At 63.5% G+C, this 17,690-nt stretch carries 17 protein-coding genes; 5 read left to right on the top strand and 12 right to left on the bottom strand.

Annotated elements, in window-relative coordinates; all coding sequences use genetic code 11:
- Positions 1 to 71 precede the first annotated feature (71 nt).
- Positions 72 to 428, bottom strand: a complete 357-nt coding sequence (locus BN3266_RS09705) for a hypothetical protein (RefSeq protein WP_143161555.1) — start codon at positions 426 to 428, stop codon at positions 72 to 74.
- Positions 429 to 560: 132 nt separating this feature from the next.
- Between BN3266_RS09705 and mutY the strand changes: the two genes are divergently transcribed.
- Positions 561 to 1,658, top strand: a complete 1,098-nt coding sequence (mutY, locus tag BN3266_RS09700; protein WP_082671780.1) for an A/G-specific adenine glycosylase — start codon at positions 561 to 563, stop codon at positions 1,656 to 1,658.
- Positions 1,655 to 2,212 carry an NUDIX hydrolase gene (locus BN3266_RS09695; protein WP_059004994.1) on the top strand — a complete coding sequence of 186 codons (558 nt, stop codon included), beginning with the start codon at positions 1,655 to 1,657 and terminating at the stop codon, positions 2,210 to 2,212. Before mutY ends, BN3266_RS09695 begins: the two co-directional genes overlap by 4 nt.
- 78 nt (positions 2,213 to 2,290) lie before the next feature.
- Here BN3266_RS09695 and BN3266_RS09690 read toward each other — a convergent pair whose 3' ends face one another.
- The 8 genes from BN3266_RS09690 to BN3266_RS09655 all read right to left on the bottom strand — a co-directional run bounded on the left by BN3266_RS09690 (position 2,291) and on the right by BN3266_RS09655 (position 11,408).
- Positions 2,291 to 2,635 carry a GIY-YIG nuclease family protein gene (locus BN3266_RS09690; protein ID WP_059004993.1) on the bottom strand — a complete coding sequence of 115 codons (345 nt, stop codon included), beginning with the start codon at positions 2,633 to 2,635 and terminating at the stop codon, positions 2,291 to 2,293.
- Entirely contained in the window at positions 2,635 to 3,114 is a 480-nt protein-coding gene (locus BN3266_RS09685; protein ID WP_021658939.1) for a DUF6530 family protein, read from the bottom strand. Before BN3266_RS09685 ends, BN3266_RS09690 begins: the two co-directional genes overlap by 1 nt.
- Before the next feature lie 982 nt (positions 3,115 to 4,096).
- Positions 4,097 to 4,930 carry a Cof-type HAD-IIB family hydrolase gene (locus BN3266_RS09680; RefSeq protein ID WP_075109783.1) on the bottom strand — a complete coding sequence of 278 codons (834 nt, stop codon included), beginning with the start codon at positions 4,928 to 4,930 and terminating at the stop codon, positions 4,097 to 4,099.
- A gap of 269 nt (positions 4,931 to 5,199) precedes the next feature.
- Positions 5,200 to 5,874, bottom strand: a complete 675-nt coding sequence (locus BN3266_RS09675) for a YczE/YyaS/YitT family protein (protein ID WP_059004991.1) — start codon at positions 5,872 to 5,874, stop codon at positions 5,200 to 5,202.
- A gap of 83 nt (positions 5,875 to 5,957) precedes the next feature.
- Positions 5,958 to 7,130: a phosphopentomutase gene (locus tag BN3266_RS09670; RefSeq protein ID WP_021658935.1), complete on the bottom strand. Its 1,173-nt coding sequence runs from the start codon at positions 7,128 to 7,130 to the stop codon at positions 5,958 to 5,960.
- A gap of 1,552 nt (positions 7,131 to 8,682) precedes the next feature.
- Complete coding sequence (locus tag BN3266_RS09665) at positions 8,683 to 9,354, bottom strand: hypothetical protein (protein WP_059004990.1); 672 nt, start codon at positions 9,352 to 9,354, stop codon at positions 8,683 to 8,685.
- 201 nt (positions 9,355 to 9,555) lie between these two features.
- Complete coding sequence (locus tag BN3266_RS09660) at positions 9,556 to 10,143, bottom strand: TetR/AcrR family transcriptional regulator (protein WP_059005571.1); 588 nt, start codon at positions 10,141 to 10,143, stop codon at positions 9,556 to 9,558.
- 500 nt (positions 10,144 to 10,643) lie between these two features.
- A complete protein-coding gene (locus tag BN3266_RS09655; RefSeq protein WP_059004989.1) occupies positions 10,644 to 11,408 on the bottom strand; it encodes a YczE/YyaS/YitT family protein in 765 nt (254 codons plus the stop codon).
- A 311-nt stretch (positions 11,409 to 11,719) separates the two neighbouring features.
- Between BN3266_RS09655 and pyk the strand changes: the two genes are divergently transcribed.
- Positions 11,720 to 13,489, top strand: a complete 1,770-nt coding sequence (pyk, locus tag BN3266_RS09650) for a pyruvate kinase (protein WP_059004988.1) — start codon at positions 11,720 to 11,722, stop codon at positions 13,487 to 13,489.
- A gap of 64 nt (positions 13,490 to 13,553) precedes the next feature.
- On the opposite strand, the gene BN3266_RS09645 is transcribed toward pyk, so the two are convergent.
- Complete coding sequence (locus BN3266_RS09645; protein WP_154669053.1) at positions 13,554 to 14,192, bottom strand: hypothetical protein; 639 nt, start codon at positions 14,190 to 14,192, stop codon at positions 13,554 to 13,556.
- Positions 14,193 to 14,556: 364 nt separating this feature from the next.
- On the opposite strand from BN3266_RS09645, the gene BN3266_RS09640 reads away from it, so the two are divergent.
- Both BN3266_RS09640 and BN3266_RS09635 read left to right on the top strand, forming a co-directional pair.
- On the top strand, positions 14,557 to 15,609 hold the full coding sequence (locus tag BN3266_RS09640; protein WP_059004986.1) for an inorganic phosphate transporter: 1,053 nt from the start codon (positions 14,557 to 14,559) through the stop codon (positions 15,607 to 15,609).
- Positions 15,610 to 15,647: 38 nt separating this feature from the next.
- Positions 15,648 to 16,271 carry a DUF47 domain-containing protein gene (locus BN3266_RS09635; RefSeq protein ID WP_021658924.1) on the top strand — a complete coding sequence of 208 codons (624 nt, stop codon included), beginning with the start codon at positions 15,648 to 15,650 and terminating at the stop codon, positions 16,269 to 16,271.
- Between the two features lie 70 nt (positions 16,272 to 16,341).
- Here the strand turns inward: BN3266_RS09635 and BN3266_RS09630 are convergent, their stop codons facing one another.
- Complete coding sequence (locus BN3266_RS09630) at positions 16,342 to 16,827, bottom strand: YbaK/EbsC family protein (RefSeq protein ID WP_059004985.1); 486 nt, start codon at positions 16,825 to 16,827, stop codon at positions 16,342 to 16,344.
- Positions 16,828 to 16,873: 46 nt separating this feature from the next.
- Entirely contained in the window at positions 16,874 to 17,620 is a 747-nt protein-coding gene (locus BN3266_RS09625; protein ID WP_059004984.1) for a tyrosine-protein phosphatase, read from the bottom strand.
- Positions 17,621 to 17,690: the final 70 nt, after the last annotated feature.

The following is a 17,690-nucleotide window of genomic DNA, read 5'->3' as shown; positions in this document are numbered from 1 at the left end:
GCGCCCCTGCCGCCCTGCTCATGGCGGCAGACGGGCGCCCCCCTCTCTTCAAGGAGGGAAGTCCCCTCCCTTTAGAAGCCCCAACCCGCGTACTGAACGACCACGTCGACCACCGACTCCGACGCCTGCTGGCAGTCCACCAGCGGCACCAGGATGTCCAGCGGGATGGTGGTGGTGCAGCCGCAGGCAGCCGGCGGGACCGGGTTGTAGTAGGTCTGGCTGACGATGTACTCGTGCTCCCGCTCCGGGTCGCGCACCTGCAAAAAGACAAAGTAGTCGTGACCGCAGAGGCCCTCGACATCGATGGTGACGTGCAGTTTCTGCACCGCCACCGGCGCGGGCACGCAGCCGCACACCGACGCGTGCTGACACGGGTTCTGGGGATCGGGCTCCACCGGGCCCAGCGTGGTCTTTAAAATCATACTCACAGCAATTCCTCCTGTCGGGCAGTTCGCCCCTATGTTGACACCCTCATGCTATGCCCGACCGGGGCAAAGGGTGCCGGGGTGTTGCCGGACGGAAAAAATGCCGGGGCCCCGCCCCAGAAAGGATGTCGCCCCATGGATCTGCAACCCCTTCTCTCCCCCCTGCCCGACGGCGACTGCCTCGCCCTGCTGCGGGGCGCAGCCGCCCCCCTCCTCGACTGGTACGACCAGAACCGGCGGCCCCTGCCCTGGCGGCTGGACCCCACCCCCTACCGGGTCTGGATTTCGGAAATCATGTTGCAGCAGACGCGGGTGGCGGCGGTCCTCCCCTACTTTCACCGCTTTCTTGAGGCGCTGCCCGACATCCCCGCCCTGGCTGCGGCCGACCCGGAACTGCTCCTCAAACTGTGGGAGGGGCTGGGCTATTACAGCCGGGCGCGCAACCTGCAGGCCTGCGCAAAGGTCTGCATGCAGACGCACGGCGGCCGGCTGCCCGGCGACTACCGGGCGCTGCTGGAACTGCCGGGGATCGGCCCCTACACGGCGGGGGCCATCGCCTCCATCGCCTTCGGCCTCCCCGTCCCCGCGGTGGACGGGAACGTCCACCGGGTCTTTGCCCGCCTCCTCAGCGCCGAGGGGGACATCGCCGCCCCTGCGGTGAAGAGGGCCCTCTTCGACCTGGCGGCGCAGGCCGTTCCCAGCGACCGCCCGGGCGACTTCAACCAGGCGATCATGGACCTGGGGGCCACCGTCTGCCTCCCCAACGCCCTGCCCCTCTGCGCCTCCTGCCCCCTGCGGGGGTGCTGCCAGGCCCTGGCCCGGGAAACCCGCCACCGCCTGCCCAACAAGGCGGCCAAAAAGGCCCGCCGGGTCGAAAAAAAGACGGTGGTGCTGGTCATCACCCCCCAGGGGGTCCTCCTCCACAAGCGGCCGGACAGCGGCCTCCTGGCCGGGCTGTGGGAGTTTTTGCTGCTGGACGGGCACCTCACCGCCGCCCAGCGGGACCAGGTCCTGGCCGAGCGGGGGATCCCCGCCGGGCGGGCCCGCCGGCTCGGTCAGGCCAAGCACATCTTCACCCATGTGGAGTGGCGGATGGAGGGGGTCGCCCTCTCCTGCCCCCCCTTCCCCCCGCCCGACGGCTGCCGCTTTGCCTCGCTGAAAGAGGTGCGCCAGACCTACTCCCTGCCCGGCGCCCTGCGGGCCTACACCGATTTACTGGAGGAATTGCTTTGAAATTCACCGAACAGCTCGACCACTATACCCCCACCTGCCCGCAGGAGGAAAAGGACCGGGAGGTCATCCTCTCCTACCTGCGCTGCTTTGATGACCTGTTGACCCGCGACAACGAGTTCGCCCACTTCACCGCCTCCTCCTTCATCGTCAACCGGGAGCGGACCAAGACCCTGCTGTGCTACCACAACCTCTACGACTCCTGGGCCTGGACCGGCGGACACGCGGACGGGGACGACGACCTGCTGGCCGTGGCCATCCGCGAGGCGCAGGAGGAGACCGGCGCCCAGACCCGCCCCCTCTACCCCGGCATCTACACCCTGGACATCCTGCCGGTCTGGGGACACGTCAAGCGGGGCCGCTATGTCAGCAGCCACCAGCACCTCAACTTCACCTACCTGTTGGAGGCGGACGAGCACCAGCCCCTGGCCATCAAGCCCGACGAAAACAGCGGGGTGCAGTGGGTGCCCATCGAGCAGATGCTCACCTACTCCACCGAGAGGGAGATGCACCCGGTCTACCAAAAACTCATCGACAAGCTGCACCTCTACGGCTGAACAGACCAAACCGCCCGCCCCATCCCAACCGACAAAACGGCTGGGGTGAGGTGGGCGGTTTTTTGGGGGAAACCCCTTTCAGTAAAGGGTCTCGGGCTTCTCTCGCTCCCGCCAGAGTTCGCCCAGGGCCTTCAGGTCCTCCCGAAAGGCCTCCGGCTCCTGCTCCGGCTTCTTTTCGATTTCCTCCAGCTCCACCAGGGCAAAGGCCTGGGGGCCGTCGGCGCGCCAGTCGGCCGCCAGTTCGCTGCGGGGGCAGTCCCCCGTCATCTGAAAAAAGGCAAAGCGGTTGCGGGCCCCCTGGGGGTCGGTCTCGGCGAGGATCAGCCGCCGCCCCCTCTTTTGATTCTCAATGGCGTAGACCAGCCCCCGCAGCGGCCGCTCCTTGTAGCCGCGGATCAGCTCTCTTCTGCGCTCCTTTTCCATCAGTATCCCATCTCCTTGAGGATGCGGGCGAGAACGGCAAACCGCTCGCCCAACATCTCGTCGTCCTTGGCGAGAGCGTCCTGAAAGAGGCGGATGTCCTCGTCGATGCAGGCGTTGTCGGTGCAGACCGAGATCCGCATGGCGTCGCCCTGCAACCCCACCTGGTCCACCGAGGGGTCTTGCTCGTCGTACAGCTTGGGATAGCGGTAGGCGTCGCGGAAGTACTGCTGGGAGCGGCAGACCAGGATGGCCAGATCCAGCACCCGGTGCAGGGGCAGCTCCTCCGACTGGCGGGACCACTTCTCCCCGGTATAGCGCCAGACCTTGGCCGAGATGTCCACCCGGCCCCGGTCGTTCCACTGGGCCAGCCCCAGGGAGAGGCCCTTCGCGTCGGTCTCGTAGGCGCGGCGGCCGTCGATATTTTCGTAGTTTTCGGTCACGATGACCGGTTTGTGTTTGAGATTGGTTGGGATCTTCATCTCGTCGCCTCCTGTTCGATTATCTTTAGTTATTTACTAAATTACTAATTTAGTAAATTCAGTGTACACCCCTTTTCCCTTCCTGTCAAGGGCCAACCGCCGGCAGGGCCGGTGGCCCCACATCCGAGGGGCAAAGCCCGACACTCCCAGTCACGCCTCACGGTGCGGGTACCGCCTGCCACCTGCAAGGGACCCTCCCCCGTCACCCACAAATCGATCCACCCATTCCCACATTCCCACATCTCACCTGTCCACCATCTGCCCCCCTCTGCGCTGATTTGCAAGCACATGTATGTGATTGGGATGCCCTTCTGCCCCGGCACTGCGATCCGCTCCCCGTTTCACAACTCCGACTTCCATCTGTTTTTGCTGTAAAAGGCCTTTTGGCGCAAAGGGGATGGGATAGTTGCAGTTCCAACCGATACGCGCCAAGCCATCCTTCCCCCTTCTGCCGTCCTCCTTTTGCACCGCTGGCCGGCCGCGCTTTCACTGCGTCAAAGGGAATGTCCACTCCCTCCCCATCGCCAGCGCTTTTCCAAAGGCCCCGGCACAATTGGGGATTTCTTCTACAAAAAACAGGCGGCTCCTTGGGGAGCCGCCTGTCTCTCAATTTTTCTCACGGTGGGGAAACGCAGAGGTTCTTGCCGCAGCGGGGGCAGATGGCCTCTCTCCGGCCCATCCATCTCGTCGGCCCCCCTGCTGCATCTCCTGTAAAAAGGCGTGGTCGGCGGTGGAGGGGCCCTCCGAGGAGCGCAGGGTGGTAACCACCTCCCCGCCGTCGCCGCCCACGCCAACGGCAGAACCGCCAGCTGGTCGGGGGTTTGCAACACCCGCGAGTCGCGCAGAGGGGTAGCCCGTCCGCCGCCGTGGCCGACCGCCTCTTCCCCCTTTTGTGGGGATTTTCCTCACCGCCCAGGTGCCCCCTGGGCAGAACAGAGGGGAATTCTGCCTGAAAAGACGGCGCCCCTCCCTTTCGGCTGCCCTAGCGGGCGCCGATTTCGTCCAGATGCCGCAATATTGCCTGGGAAACGCCGCTCTCGGCGTTGGAGGCGGTGCGGTACCGGGCCGCCTCTTTGGCCTCAGCAGAGCCGTTTTCCATGGCAAAGGACCAGTGGGCAAAGCGGAGCATCTCCAGGTCGTTGTCGGCGTCGCCAAAGGCCATGGTCTCCTCCGGGGCGATGCCCAGCTCGGCGCAGAGGGCCTGCAATGCCACCCCCTTGTTGCAGCCGGTGGCATTGAGCTCCAAACTGCCAGGGATAGAGGAGGTGCGCACCAGCCCCGCGGTCTGGGCGATGACCGCCTGCACCTCCTCCTGGGCCCCCTCCGGCAGGTAGAGGCCGTTGATCTTCTCGATCGGCCGCCCCCTGAGTTGCTGCCACACCCCTTGGGAGGGGGTGTTGTAGGAGCGCAGGTCCTCCAAAAAGCCGGGCGAAAGGCCGCACTCCCCCAGCCGCAGAAAGTCGCCCTCCTCTATGTAGCTGCGGCCCCCGGCGTAGAGTTCAAACACCCCGCCCCGCCGCCAGAGCAGCCGAACCACCGGCTCCCAGCAGCCGGGCAGGATTTCCCGCACCGGCTCCACTTCGCCGGTGTCCGCCCGCCGCAGGGCCGCCCCGTTGGAGAGGATGGCGTACTGGGCCACGGCGATCTGCTCCGCCGCGTCGGCCAGGGCCTGCCAGGTGCGCCCGCTGGCGATGGCCACCACCGCCCCCCTGTCCCGGGCCAGCGCCAGCGCCTCCCTGTCCCGGCGGGAGACCCCCTTGTGGTCGTCCCCCAACAGGGTGCCGTCCAAATCGGTGACGATCAGTCGAATGCCCATCTCGTTTCCCTCCACACACTCGTTCTCTCCGACCATTATACCACAAGCGCGCAACGCGCGCAGCGGTATCGGCCGTCGGGCAGGGGACAAACGGCGTTTGCGCATCTCCCATCTGCCCGGCCATCCCCGGCATCACGGCTGCAAAGCGGCCGTGACATCCCACACCCCACCATTCGCCTCCGGAGCGGCGGGCACAAAAAGGGGGCGGTGGGAGCAAAGCCGCTCCCACCGCCCCATCTGGGGGTAAAGTAAAGTCCAACTGAAAAGGGCTACTGCCCCTCTTCCTCCACCGCGTAGACCTGGGGGGGAGCCATCCCCGCCAGCTTGTAGACCATGGGGGTCAGCCGCGGCTTGAGGAGGTCGACCCCCTTGCCCACCAGGAGGATGCTCACCAGGGTGCCAAAGCCCCAGGGCGCCTTCATCAAAAGCGCCAGGGCAAACATGACGGCGTAGACGATGTAGAGGCCGACGCCGTAGGTCTTTTTGAGCATCCGCTCCCCCACCGTGAGGGAGAGCATGTCCAGCGCCTGAATGCCCAGGTCGATGGGCAGGTAGTAGGCCAGGGCCAGGGTGATGAGCAGGTTGCCGATGACCGGGTAGAGATAGGCCACCCAGCCGGTGGCAAACTCGGCCCCCGCAATCGAGCGGATGACCCCGTTGAAGAAGTTGATGCAGGGCCCGGTGCAAAAGGCAAAGATGACAGAGCCCACATTGACCATCTTGCGGTCGATGAAGATAAAGGCCACGACGATGGAGACGTTGCAGATCATCGACACATCCCCCACCTGGAGGCCGCTCAGGTTGCCGATCCCCTGCTGAAAGGCGGTAAAGGGGTCGCTGCCCAGGTTGCCAAAGACGCAAAGGGAGATCCCCAGCGCCATCAGCGGCACCGCCGGGAGCATGACCAGCGTCCGCCGCAGGTACCCCTTGACTTTATCACTCACGTTTTTTCCTCCCCCCGCCTGCAAAAACTCCCCTGCAGTGTGAGACACCGCAGAGGAGTTTATAACTCAGGTGGTGTTTTTGCCTATTTGCTGATCTCGGACAGGAAGCTGTTGCCCTCGACATCGGCCTTGACGCCCAGGTGCTCGGCAACGGTGGCGGCAATGTCGCAGAAGCCGTAGCGGGTACCCAGGTCGACACCCGCCTTCACAGAGGGGCCGTAGGCCAGCATGGGCACGTACTCGCGGGTGTGGTCGGTGTGCTTGGTGTAAGCCGGGTCACAGCCGTGGTCGGCGGTGATGATCAGCAGGTCGTCCGGGCGCATCCCCTCCATGAACGCGGCGATCTGGCCGTCGAAATCGGTGGCCGCCTGGGCGTAGGCGTCCACGTTGCGGCGGTGGCCGTAAGCCATGTCGAAGTCCACCAGGTTCAGGAAGCACAGGCCGTCAAAGTCGCGGCCCTGCATCTGCATCAGTTTGTCCATGCCGTCGTCGTTGCTGACGGTGCGGTTGGACTCGGTCAGCCCCTGCTCGGCGAAGATGTCGAAGATCTTGCCGATGGAGATGCACTCCTTGCCGCTCTCTTTGATGTAGTCGAGGACGGTCTTGCGGGGGGGCTTGATGGAGAAGTCGTGGCGGCGGGAGGTGCGCTTAAAGGCCCCCGGCTCCCCGACAAAGGGGCGGGCGATGACCCGGCCCACGGCGTGTTTGCCCTTGAGGATGTTCCGGGCGATCTCGCAGTAGCGGTAGAGCTCTTCCACCGGGACGATGTCCTCGTGGGCGGCCACCTGGAACACGCTGTCGGCAGAGGTGTAGACGATCAAATCGCCGGTCTTCATGTGGTGCTCGCCGTAGTCGTCCAGCACCTGGGTGCCCGAGTAGGGCTTGTTGCAGACGACCTTGCGGCCGGTCTGCTCCTCAAACGGGTCCAGCACCTCGCGGGGGAAGCCGTCGGGGTAGGTGGGCAGGGGGTCGGCGGAGGTCACGCCGGCGATCTCCCAGTGACCGATGGTGGTGTCCTTGCCGTTGGAGCGCTCGCGCAGGCGGGCAAAGCTACCCACAGGGGCGGCCTCCTTCTCGCCGCAGGTGACACCCTCGATATTGAACATCCCCAATTTTTTCAGGTTGGGGGTGTTGAAGTTGGGGGACTTGGAGATGGAGCCAAGGGTGTTGGCGCCGACATCGCCGAATTTGTCAGCATCCGGCTCCTCGCCGATGCCGAAGCTGTCCAGCACGATCAAAAATGCTCTTTTTGCCATATCGCTTATTTCTCCTTTGCCAAAAGATTTGGATGATGGTTTCATTTTAGCACGGCAAAGCTGCCAAAACAAGGCATATTGCAAAAGTTGCCCTCTTTCTTCAAAGAATTTCGAGTTTGTTCATCCCCTTTAAGAAAACGCTTTTACAAAATACATAAAATCACTCTCTTTTTGTTGGCGATTTCCCCCCGCTCCCTTCGCCCCCCTTACCAGGCGCGGCGGCCCCCCTCTGCCGGGCGCAACCGCCCCTCCTTCCGCCCAGTGTGATGGGCCTCCCGTTCCTCTGCACCCTGCCGGGCCTGATCAGCCTCTCCTCCCTCTCAGCCGCCGCTCCCCCCGTCGGAAGCGGCGGGCACTCTTCTCTCTCCGCCGAGTATAGCGGGGATCCCTTTCTCCTTTCGTGCGCACGCGGTGGCTCCCTCTCCCTTCTGTGCACAACAGATCCCTTTCCCCCCTGCCGTGCACAATGTCCCCCTGTTGGGCAAACGGGCGCACCTCTCCCCTGCCGTGTGCGGCGGGCCCACACTCCTTGCCGGGCGCAACCGATGCCTCTCCCCCTCCCTGCGCGGCAGACGGATACCTTCCCCCCTACTGTGCACAATGCTCCCCTTCCCCTTGTTGGGCAAACGAGCGCACCCCTTCCCAGCCGTGTGCGGTGGGCCCCCTCCCTGCCGAACGCAGCAGATGCCTTTCCCCCTTCGTACGCGGCAGGCGGATACCTCTTCTCCCTATCATATACAGCGGCCCCCCTTCCCCTTGTTGGGCAAACGGATACATCTCTCCTCTGCCGCGTGCGACAGCCCCCTCCCGCCGGACACAACAGATACCCCCTCCCTGCGCGGCAGGCATCCCCTCCCCACGCCGAAAGGCGATGGTTTCCCCTTCCCCCGCTGAAGCGCGCACATGCAACACACCTCCCCGCCAGAGAACAAACCGCGTTTTTGCACTCCCCCATCCTGTGATAAACAGAAAAAAGCGGCCCACCAAGGCCGCCAAAAAAGGGGAGGAATGCCGCCCGGCCCAATGTGCACTGGTGCGCATGGAAGCTGGATTGCCGGCGCCCCACGGCCCGTGAATGGGACCCCCAGTGTCCCTCTCAACGCAGAGCCCTTAAAAAGAGCGGCTACCGCAGGCTCCCCCCTCCCTTGCCAACCGCCCTCCCCCTTTCCACCGGGCATGACGATTGCCTCGGCAGTCCTCCCCGGCCAGGGGATAGACCTCATTTTATTGGTCACCCCGTCCAGCGGCGAACAGGAAAAGGCGGCCCCACCAGGGGCCGCCAAAGGGGGCCTTGTACCGGGGGCCGCCGCCCACCCAGGTATGCACCCAGGCCCAACAGAAATTCCAGTGCCCCGGAAGCTCGCAGCGGCTCCCCTCCCGGCCAGCGCGCCCGGGGTCCAAAGAAGGGGAAGCAGTGGCTGCAGCAGGGCCACGCTGTGAAAAACAGCGGGTTTCGGCCCCTTCCATCCCCTCGCCGCCGCTCCCCTCCGCGCACCGGCCCAAGCGAAGAGGGCCCTTCAAAAAGGCGGGCGCGCAGCGGGGACACCTCCTGTCAGTCGGCCTGCCGTCCCTCTTTCATGGCCCGGTAGCCGATGAGGACGGTCCATACGTAGGCGCAGGTCTTGGGGATCATCAACATCCCGATGGCGGGCACGGCATCGGCCCACAAAACCACCGGGATGTAAAAGCCAAAGCTCAAGACGATGGTCAGCCACATCCAGCGAAACGCCCTGTCCCCCGCCTCTTTTGCGCTGCGGTAAAACAGTGCGATGACGAGGAGACCCAGCGCCGCAAAGGGGAGATTGCGGTAGATCCCCCAGGACAGGGGGGCCGAGGCGCTCAGCCACCCGTTTTGCGGGAACAGGCAGAGGGCGATCCGCGCCCCGGCCAGGAGGTAGACGGCGGCCGTCGTTCCCCTCCTTCCCACAATGTGGTAGCGGTTGCGCCAGACGTAGTAGAGAAGGACGTAAAAGACGGTCATGGTGATGGAGGTCACCCATTTTCCAACCCCCAGGGCCACGGTAAATTGGTCGAGCCCCGTGGTGCAGAGGGCAATCATGCGGGGGACAAGGTGAAACGAGTCCCCCGCCCCCAGCACAATGGCCATGACGCCAAACAGTCGATACTGCTTCTCCCCCCCGCTCTTGATTGCCATGGCGATCCCCACGGTCACGACCAGGGTCAGATACACCACATCAAAAATCGTCTCAATGATTGCCTGCAAAATACCTCTTCCTTTCGGCTATAAAGATTCTATTTCAAGAGCAGATCGCTCTCAAACAGCGTCAACAAGGGCGCGCCCCGGTATGGCCCAGGCGAAAACCGACGGCGGGGTCCTTCCCCCTCAAATGCCGCCCACTTTCCATTATGAACAATGTTCACATTGACCCTCAAAAAAACCCCGCCGTACCGGGGAGCTTTTGTGTCAGTAAATGGCCCGTCTGATCACTTCCAGGGCGGCCGCCTGCCCGTCGCTCTCCTGCAACAGGGCCGCCAGGATCATGGAGAAAACCAGCTCTACGAACTGGTCGCGGGTGAAGGTCTCGTCAAAGGCGTCGGGGCGCACCTGTCTATCGCCCTCCAAAACCGCCTTCAGGTGCTCCTGCATGTGCCGCCAAGTCCGGGCCATCAGCCGCTTGGCCTCGGCCTTTTCCTCTCCCCAAAAACGCATGGCGTGCAGCGCGAAAAAGCCGGGATAGGTCTGGTTTCCCCACCCGATCCGCCCGTAGATCCAGCGGATGCAGGACAAAAAGTCCTCAAAGCCCTCCCCCTGTTCCGGCAGCCGGAAAATATCGCCCCAGATGCTCTCGACGGTCGCGGCCACCAGACCGGACTTGGAGCCAAAGTAGTTGTAGACCGAACCGACAGATATGCCGCAGGCGGCAGCCACCGAGCGAATGTTGAGGGCCGTCCAACCCTTTTTCATGATCGATTCTCTGCTGACAGCCAAAATGGCCTCTCTAGAAGTCACCGCCGGATGCACTGCACCACCTCCAACATGAACAATGTTCATTATAGAGAACTGCTCCCCCTTTGTCAAGGGGCCGCCCCCTTCTTTTTTCAGCGTCCCCTCCCCCTCTCTTTTCTATTCTACACTTTGTGTTAATTATAAACACTATCCCACCCACCCTCCCGGAACCATATGACCTTCACACACCTGTCAACAACCCGTCTACACCCGCTCTCCCGCCACCACCCCCCCCTCCCATCTTCCACGTTCACTGCTCACACCCCCGACCGTCACCAGAGAGCAACACTGCCGTAGTGAGGCTTCACGGTCATATTTTGTTCCCTTTTTTCCAGAAAATAACCAGCTCTATTTGGTCGTGCTCTTATACACATCTAGATGTGTCTAAGACGCAGCCCTCCCCCCGCCGCGAAACGGCCGGAGGGGCGCCCCGCCCCTTCGCTCCGCCCCGCTTTTCAAATCCGTACCCCTCCCGGCCGAGGATTGACACGAATGGCCACACGGCGACAAAAAATCCCTCCCGGTCCACCCGGGAGGGATCGCTTCTAGTCTTCGCTTTTCAAAACTTCCGCCGCCTCTTCCACCGGCACCTCGATGACCTCGGCCTCTTTAGAGCGCTTGTTCATCTCGCGGTTGTGGTGGTCGCCGACCCCCAGCGGGGTGAGGATGAGCTTGTCGATGACCGGCACACAGGCGCTGATCCCAGGGCCGGTGAGGACAAAGGCGATGATGGTGCCCACGCTGACCACCCCGCCCATCAGGAACCCGGCGATGATGTAGCAGCCGTCCAGGGCGATCTTCATAAAGCGGTACTGAAAGGTCGGGTGTTTGTCCATGATGCGAAAGAGGATGGAGTCGGTGTTGCCGAATCCAAAGCGGAGAGAGACCACCAGCGCCAGCCCCAAGATCATGAAGACAAGGCCCAGGGCGATGTAGGCGCTGCGCACCCAGAGGTTGTTGTGCGCGGCGATAAAGCTGCGCATAAAGGGTTCGTAGAGGCCCAGGGCAACCGAGAAGAAGACGGAGTTGATGACCGTCCCCACGTTGATGTACTTGAAGGCAAAGAGGATGGCCACCACCAGGGTGACGTTGTTGTTGATGGTCGAGGCCATGCCGATGCCGAAGTGAAAGGTGTGGTCCAGCCCGTCCAGCCAGACGGAGATGGGGTCGCTGCCCAGGCCGCTGCAGATAAACAGCCCCACGCCGAAGGCCGAGACCGCCGCCGCGATAAACATCAAAATCGTCTTGACCAGCACCTGTTTAACGGTCATATTCCCCAGTTTGTCATTGTAAAGCTGTTTGAGCCACATCTTGTTTTACCCCTCCAAAAATCCCAGTTCTCATCACAGGCCGTTATTCCTCATAATAGCAGTGAAGGTTTCACAAGTCAACAAAAAATGCCCGGCAAACGGTCTTTGTACCGCACTTTTTTCTCCCGTCCCCCGCAGGGGAAAACGGCTCCCCTTCCCCTTGCAAAAAACGCTCTTTTGTCAAATCGTTTCCTCATCTTCCCCGCCCTCCGCCGCCAAAAACAAAAAGAAAGCGCTTTCCTTTTTGTTTGCGGGGTACTATAATAACAAGCAGATTGCCACCATCACCAGAGAGATAGGAGCGATGCACTTTGAGAAAGACAAAAATCATCTGTACCCTGGGCCCGGCCACCGACCGGGAGGGCGTATTGGAAAATATGATCAAGGCCGGAATGGACGTGGCCCGGGTCAACTTCTCCCACGGCAGCCACGAGGAGCACGCCAAGCGGCTCGAAAAGCTGGTGGCCCTGCGGGAGCTGCTCAACCTGCCCATCGCCACCATGCTGGACACCCGCGGCCCCGAGGTGCGCACCAAGTGCTTCAGATCCGGGCCGGTCGAGCTGAAAAAGGGGCAGAACTTCGTCCTCACCACCCGGGAGGTGGAGGGGGATGAGAACATCGTCTCGGTCACCTACCAGGGGCTGCCGGGGGATTTGAAGCCGGGCGACACCGTCCTCATCGACGACGGCAAGGTGGAGCTGCGGGTCCTCTCCACCGACGCCACCGACATCGCCTGCGCCGTGCAGAACGACGGCCCGGTGGGCGATCACAAGGGCATCAACCTCCCCGGCGTCAGCCTGCGCATGCCCTATATGTCCGAACAGGACGCCGACGACATCGAGTTCGGCATCCGCGCCGGGTTCGACTTCATTGCCGCCTCCTTTGTCCGCTCGGCCGACGACGTGCTGCAGATCCGCAAGCTGCTGGACAAACACCGCTGCAAGAGCATCAAGATCATCTCCAAGATCGAAAACGCCGAGGGGGTCGCCAACATCGACGACATCCTGCGGGTGTCCGACGGCATCATGGTGGCCCGGGGCGACATGGGGGTCGAGATCCCCCTGGAAGAGATCCCGGTCATCCAAAAGATGCTCATCAAAAAGTGCTACAACGCGGGCAAACAGGTCATCACCGCCACCCAGATGCTCGACTCGATGATGCAAAACCCCCGCCCCACCCGCGCCGAGGCCACCGACGTGGCCAACGCCATCTACGACGGCACCAGCGCCATCATGCTCTCGGGGGAGACCGCCGCCGGCAACTACCCGGTGGAGGCGGTCAAGACCATGGCCCGCATCGCCTGCCGGGCGGAGGAGGACATCCGCTACGACAACCGCTTCCGCGCCCGGGCCATCTCCGACAAGCTCAACATCACCGACGCCATCTCCCACGCGGCCTGCACCTCGGCCTACGACCTGGAGGCCAAGGCCATCATCGTGGTCACCAACTCCGGCACCACCGCCCGGATGGTCAGCAAGTACCGCTCCTCCATCCCGGTGATCGGCTGCTCGGTCACCGGCACCGTCTGCCGGCAGATGAACCTCTCCTGGGGGGTCACCCCCCTGCTGCTGCCCGAGTGCGACGACCTGGACGACCTCTTTGAGCTGGCGGTGGAGGCCGCCAAGGACGCCGGGCTGGTGCGCGACGGCGACCTGGTGGTCATCACCGCCGGCACCCCGCTGCGCCAATCGGGCACCACCAACCTGCTCAAGGTGCACATCGTGGGCGACGTGCTGATTTCCGGCAAGGGCATCAGCGACGGCAAGGTGGTGGGCAACCTCTGCGTCTGCAAGGACGAGGACGAGGCCCTGCAGAAGTTCAAACAGGACGACATCCTGGTCATCCCCGAGACCTCCCCCAAAATCCTCCACCTGCTGAAGATGGCCTCCGGCATCATCACCGAGGAGAAGTTCGACGACTGCTACACCGGCATCGTCGGCTCGGCGCTGGACATCCCCGTCCTCATCGACGCCGCGGGCTGCACCGAGACCCTCAAGAGCGGCACCACCGTCAAGCTGGACGCCACCAAGGGCATCGTCTCCTCCAGCACCCTGGAGAGCTCCCTCAACCGGGAGGAGTGACCGGCCATCCGCCAATAAAAGAGAGCGGGCTGTCTTATGGCAAGACAGCCCGCTCTCTTTTCGTCTAGTCGTCGATTTCCACGCAGGAGAGATACCGAAAGCCGCCGTCCTCCGCGACCCGGGCCGTCAACCTCTTTTTGCCCTGGGGCGTGCCGTCCTGGCTCTTAAAAATGAAGAACTCGATGTCGATGGTGTCCCCCCGGATGTCGAATCGGTCCAGGGCGGTCACATACTGCTCGGTCTTGTCGTAGGGGAGGATGGCATAGGCCCCTCTTGCCGGCAGGTAGGAAAACGCCGTCCTCGTCTGCTCCGCCGTCATCCCAAAGCGCTGGGCAGTATAGGCCTCCACCTCCTCCTGGGAAAAGAGATAGCCGTAGGGCTCCTGGCTGTATATACCCTCGCCGTACTTCTCCCCTTCCGGCTCCCGGCCGGCATCGGGGTACTGGGGGTAGTAAAAGCTCCAGGCGAGCACCTCGTCCGCCTTCAACTGCTCGGGCGAGGTCCAGTCCCCCTGCAGGCCGCAGAGCATCCGGCCGTAGGGCTCCAAGTAGGTGGCCTCCACCCACTCGGCGCTGACTTTCTCGGGGAACCTCTCGGCGCGCAGGGCATCCTCCTCCGGCGTGCCGGAAGGGGGCGGCTCGCACCCCGCCAGGAGAAGGGCGGCCGCCAACAGCACCCCGCCCATCGCTCTCAAGTGTCTCATTGTCGTCCCTCCTTGCAAAGTCGTCGGGTCCGTCATCCTTTCCAATTTCAGTATACCGGATCCCCCCTTTCCTGTCCCGGACGGCGGGCCGATTTTAACCCTTTTGACACCATTTTTTACCCTTTTGTAAGGTCTGTGTAAAGTCCCCGTTATCGTCCCATCCTCAAAGCTGATGGATGTTGTCAAAGAAAACCCGACCCTGTGCACACCCCCTTGTCGATTTTACACAAACATCTCCTGTTTTTTACATTCCGATTGCCGCCCCCGTGGGCCGATGCTATATTGATGGTGCCATCTCAACGGCCGGTTTTTCCCCAAAAAAGAGAAAACCGATTTCGATGATCCGCCAAAGGAGGCCCCTTTTATGACCGTCTCCCTCTCCGCCTTTTTGCAGCAGCTCGTCACCAGTCCGCCCCTGCTCATCACCGTCCTGCTCACCCTGGGGGTCATTCTGGTCAACGGCTGGACCGACGCCCCCAACGCCATCGCCACCTGCGTCTCCACCCGCTCCATCAAACCCCGCCACGCCATCTGGATGGCGGCCGCCTTCAACTTTTTGGGGGTGCTGGTGATGACCGCCCTCAACGCCACCGTGGCCCAGACCATCTACAAGATGGTGGATTTCGGCGGCGACCCCCACCAGGCCCTCATCGCCCTCTGCGCCGCCCTCTTTGCCATCGTCACCTGGGCGACGGCGGCCTGGGCCTTCGGCATCCCCACCAGCGAGAGCCACGCCCTCATCGCCGGGCTCTCGGGGGCGGCCATCGCCCTGCACGGGGGGCTGTCGGGGATCAACGGCGGCGAGTGGGTCAAGGTCCTCTACGGGCTGGTCCTCTCCACCCTGCTGGGCTTTGCCCTGGGGTGGCTGTGCACCAAGGCCATCGAGTTCCTCTTTCGCCGCGCCGACCGCCAAAAGACCCTGGAGCCCTTTCGCTGGGCCCAAATCGGCGGCGGGGCCGCCATGGCCTTTATGCACGGCGCACAGGACGGGCAGAAGTTCATGGGCATCTTCATGCTGGGCATCTTTTTGGCCGGCGGCCAGGGGGACGCGCAGAGCTTTCAGATCCCCCTCTGGATGATGGTCCTCTGCTCCCTGGTGATGGCGCTGGGCACCTCCATCGGCGGGATGCGGATCATCAAGGCCGTGGGGATGGACATGGTCAAACTGGAAAAATACCAGGGCTTTGCCGCCGACCTGGCCGGCGCAGGCTGCCTGCTCCTCTCCTCCCTGACCGGGGTGCCGGTGAGCACCACCCACACCAAGACCACCGCCATCATGGGGGTGGGGGCCGCCAAGCGGCTCTCCTCGGTCAACTGGGGGGTCGTCAAGGAGATGCTCCTCACCTGGGTGCTCACCTTCCCTGGCTGTGGCCTCATCGGCTACCTGATGGCCAAGCTCTTTATCTGGATCTTCTGACCGCGCCACTGCGCGAAACCAAAAAGGAGGGACTTTCCATGGCCCACAAGAGAGAAAACGACTATTTTGAACTGCTCTGCCGCCAGGTGGCCCACTGCACCGAGGCCGCCGGGCTGCTGCAGGCCATCCTCGCCGACTTTGACCCCGCCGCGCTGCAGGACCAGCTGGCCTCGCTCCACCAGGTGGAGCACCGGGCCGACTTGGTCAAGCACGAGATGATGGAGAAACTCCTCCACGAGTTCATCACCCCCATCGAGCGGGAGGACATCACCGCCCTGGCGCAGGAGATCGACAACGTCACCGACAACATCGAAGAGGTCGCCCTGCGCGCCTACATGTACAACATCTCCGCCGTCCTCCCCCAGGCGGTGCGCTTCGGCGAACTCGTCGGCCGCTGCTGCCAGGCCCTGGAAGAGGTCGTGAAGGAGTTCCGGCACTTCCGCAAGTCTCCCACCCTCTACCAAAAGATCGTCGCCGTCAACGAGTTGGAGGGGGAGGGCGACCAGCTCTACACCCAGGCGGTGCGCTCGCTCTACACCGAGGCGGCCGAACCGGCCGCCCTGCTGGCCTGGAGCGCGCTCTACGACCAACTGGAGAGCTGCTGCGACGCCTGCGAACACGTGGCGGACATCGTCGAGACGGTGGTCATGAAAAACAGTTGACCCGCCCCCACAGCCCAAAAAGGGCCCCGGCGCCGAATGCGCCGGGGCCCTTTTTCCCTTTTCGTCTCCGTCAGCCCTCTTCGGGCCGCCATCCCTTGCAGACGTCTACCCACTTTTCCGCTTTGGCCAGCGAAAAGAGGTCGTCACACCCCAGTTCGATGGCCGAATTGCTGCTGCCGCAGGCGGGAAAGACCGTCTCGAAGCGCCGCAGGGACTCGTCCAGGCAGACCAGGATGTCCTCCCGCGCCAGGGCAAAGGGACAGACCCCGCCCACCGCGTGGCCGGTCAGCTCCTCCACCGCGTCGGGGGCAAGCATCTTGGCCTTGCAGCCAAAGGTGTCCTTAAAGCGGCGGTTGTCCACCTTGGCGTCCCCCGCCGTGACGATGAGGAGGGCGCTCTCCCCCCAGACAAAGGACAGGGTCTTGGCGATCCGCGCCGGAATGGTGCCCACCGCCTTGGCCGCCAGCTCCACCGTGGCGCTGGAAACCGGGAACTCCAAGATCTCCCCCTCCCGCCCCAGGGCGCTCAGGTAGGCCCGCACTGCTTCAATAGCCATCTTGCAACAACTCCTCTTCTCTTCTTCTCGGGCGGCCGGGCCGCCCCTAGTCTGCCAGCAGCCGCGCCCGCAGGGCGCCGATCTCGCCGCCGGTCAGGCCGATGGTCCGCAGGTACTCCTCGGCTCCCCCCTGGCGGCGCAGTTCCGCCAGGGCCATCTCCATATTTTCCGGGGCGGAGGAGAAGGCCCCCTCCGGAATGCCGCCGGGGGCCAACTTCTCCAGCGCGGCCCGCTGCTTCGCGAAGAAGGGGGCCATGTTGGCCTCGCTGGCGGCGTAATCGGCGACGATGACCGCCTCCTCCACCCCCGCCAGGGAGAGCAGGAGCATGGAGAGGACACCGGTGCGGTCCTTCCCGGCGGTGCAGTGGTAGAGGACGCAGCCCTCGCGGCAGCCGGCCATCAGCGAGAGGGCCCGGGCGAGGGAGGGCTGGCTGTCCCGCAGCAGCGAGACGTAGAGTGCCCCCATGGAGTCGGGCATCCCGGCGGTCTCCCCCGCCGCCAGGCTGGATTGGAGGTTGTCCAGCAGCGGCACCTCCTCACAGCGGATGTCCCGGTACCCCCGCAGGCTGCTGGGGGCGCGCCGGCACTCCTCCCCCGAGCGCAGGTCGATGGAGAGGCGCACCCCGTACCGGTACAGCGCCTCCAGGTCCCCCTCCCCCAGCCCGGCGGGCTGGTCGCTGCGCAGAAAGCGCCCGGTGCAAACAGCGCCCGGGCCCGCCGGGTAGCCGCCCAGATCGCGGGTGTTGTAGGTCCCCTGCAGCGGCAGGGGGGCATTGGCCGAAATGAGAGTCATTTTACACTTCTCCCCTCTTTTGTATCTGTTCAAAACCACGGCGTGCATTTTTGCCCGCCATGGCTTTTCA

Origin of the sequence: Bittarella massiliensis (ex Durand et al. 2017), assembly GCF_001486165.1 — a bacterium.
In the GTDB taxonomy this organism is placed as follows: Bacteria; Bacillota; Clostridia; order Oscillospirales; family Ruminococcaceae; genus Bittarella; species Bittarella massiliensis.
Note: the sequence above shows the minus strand (reverse complement) of the source record. Positions and strands in the feature narration are given on the sequence as shown.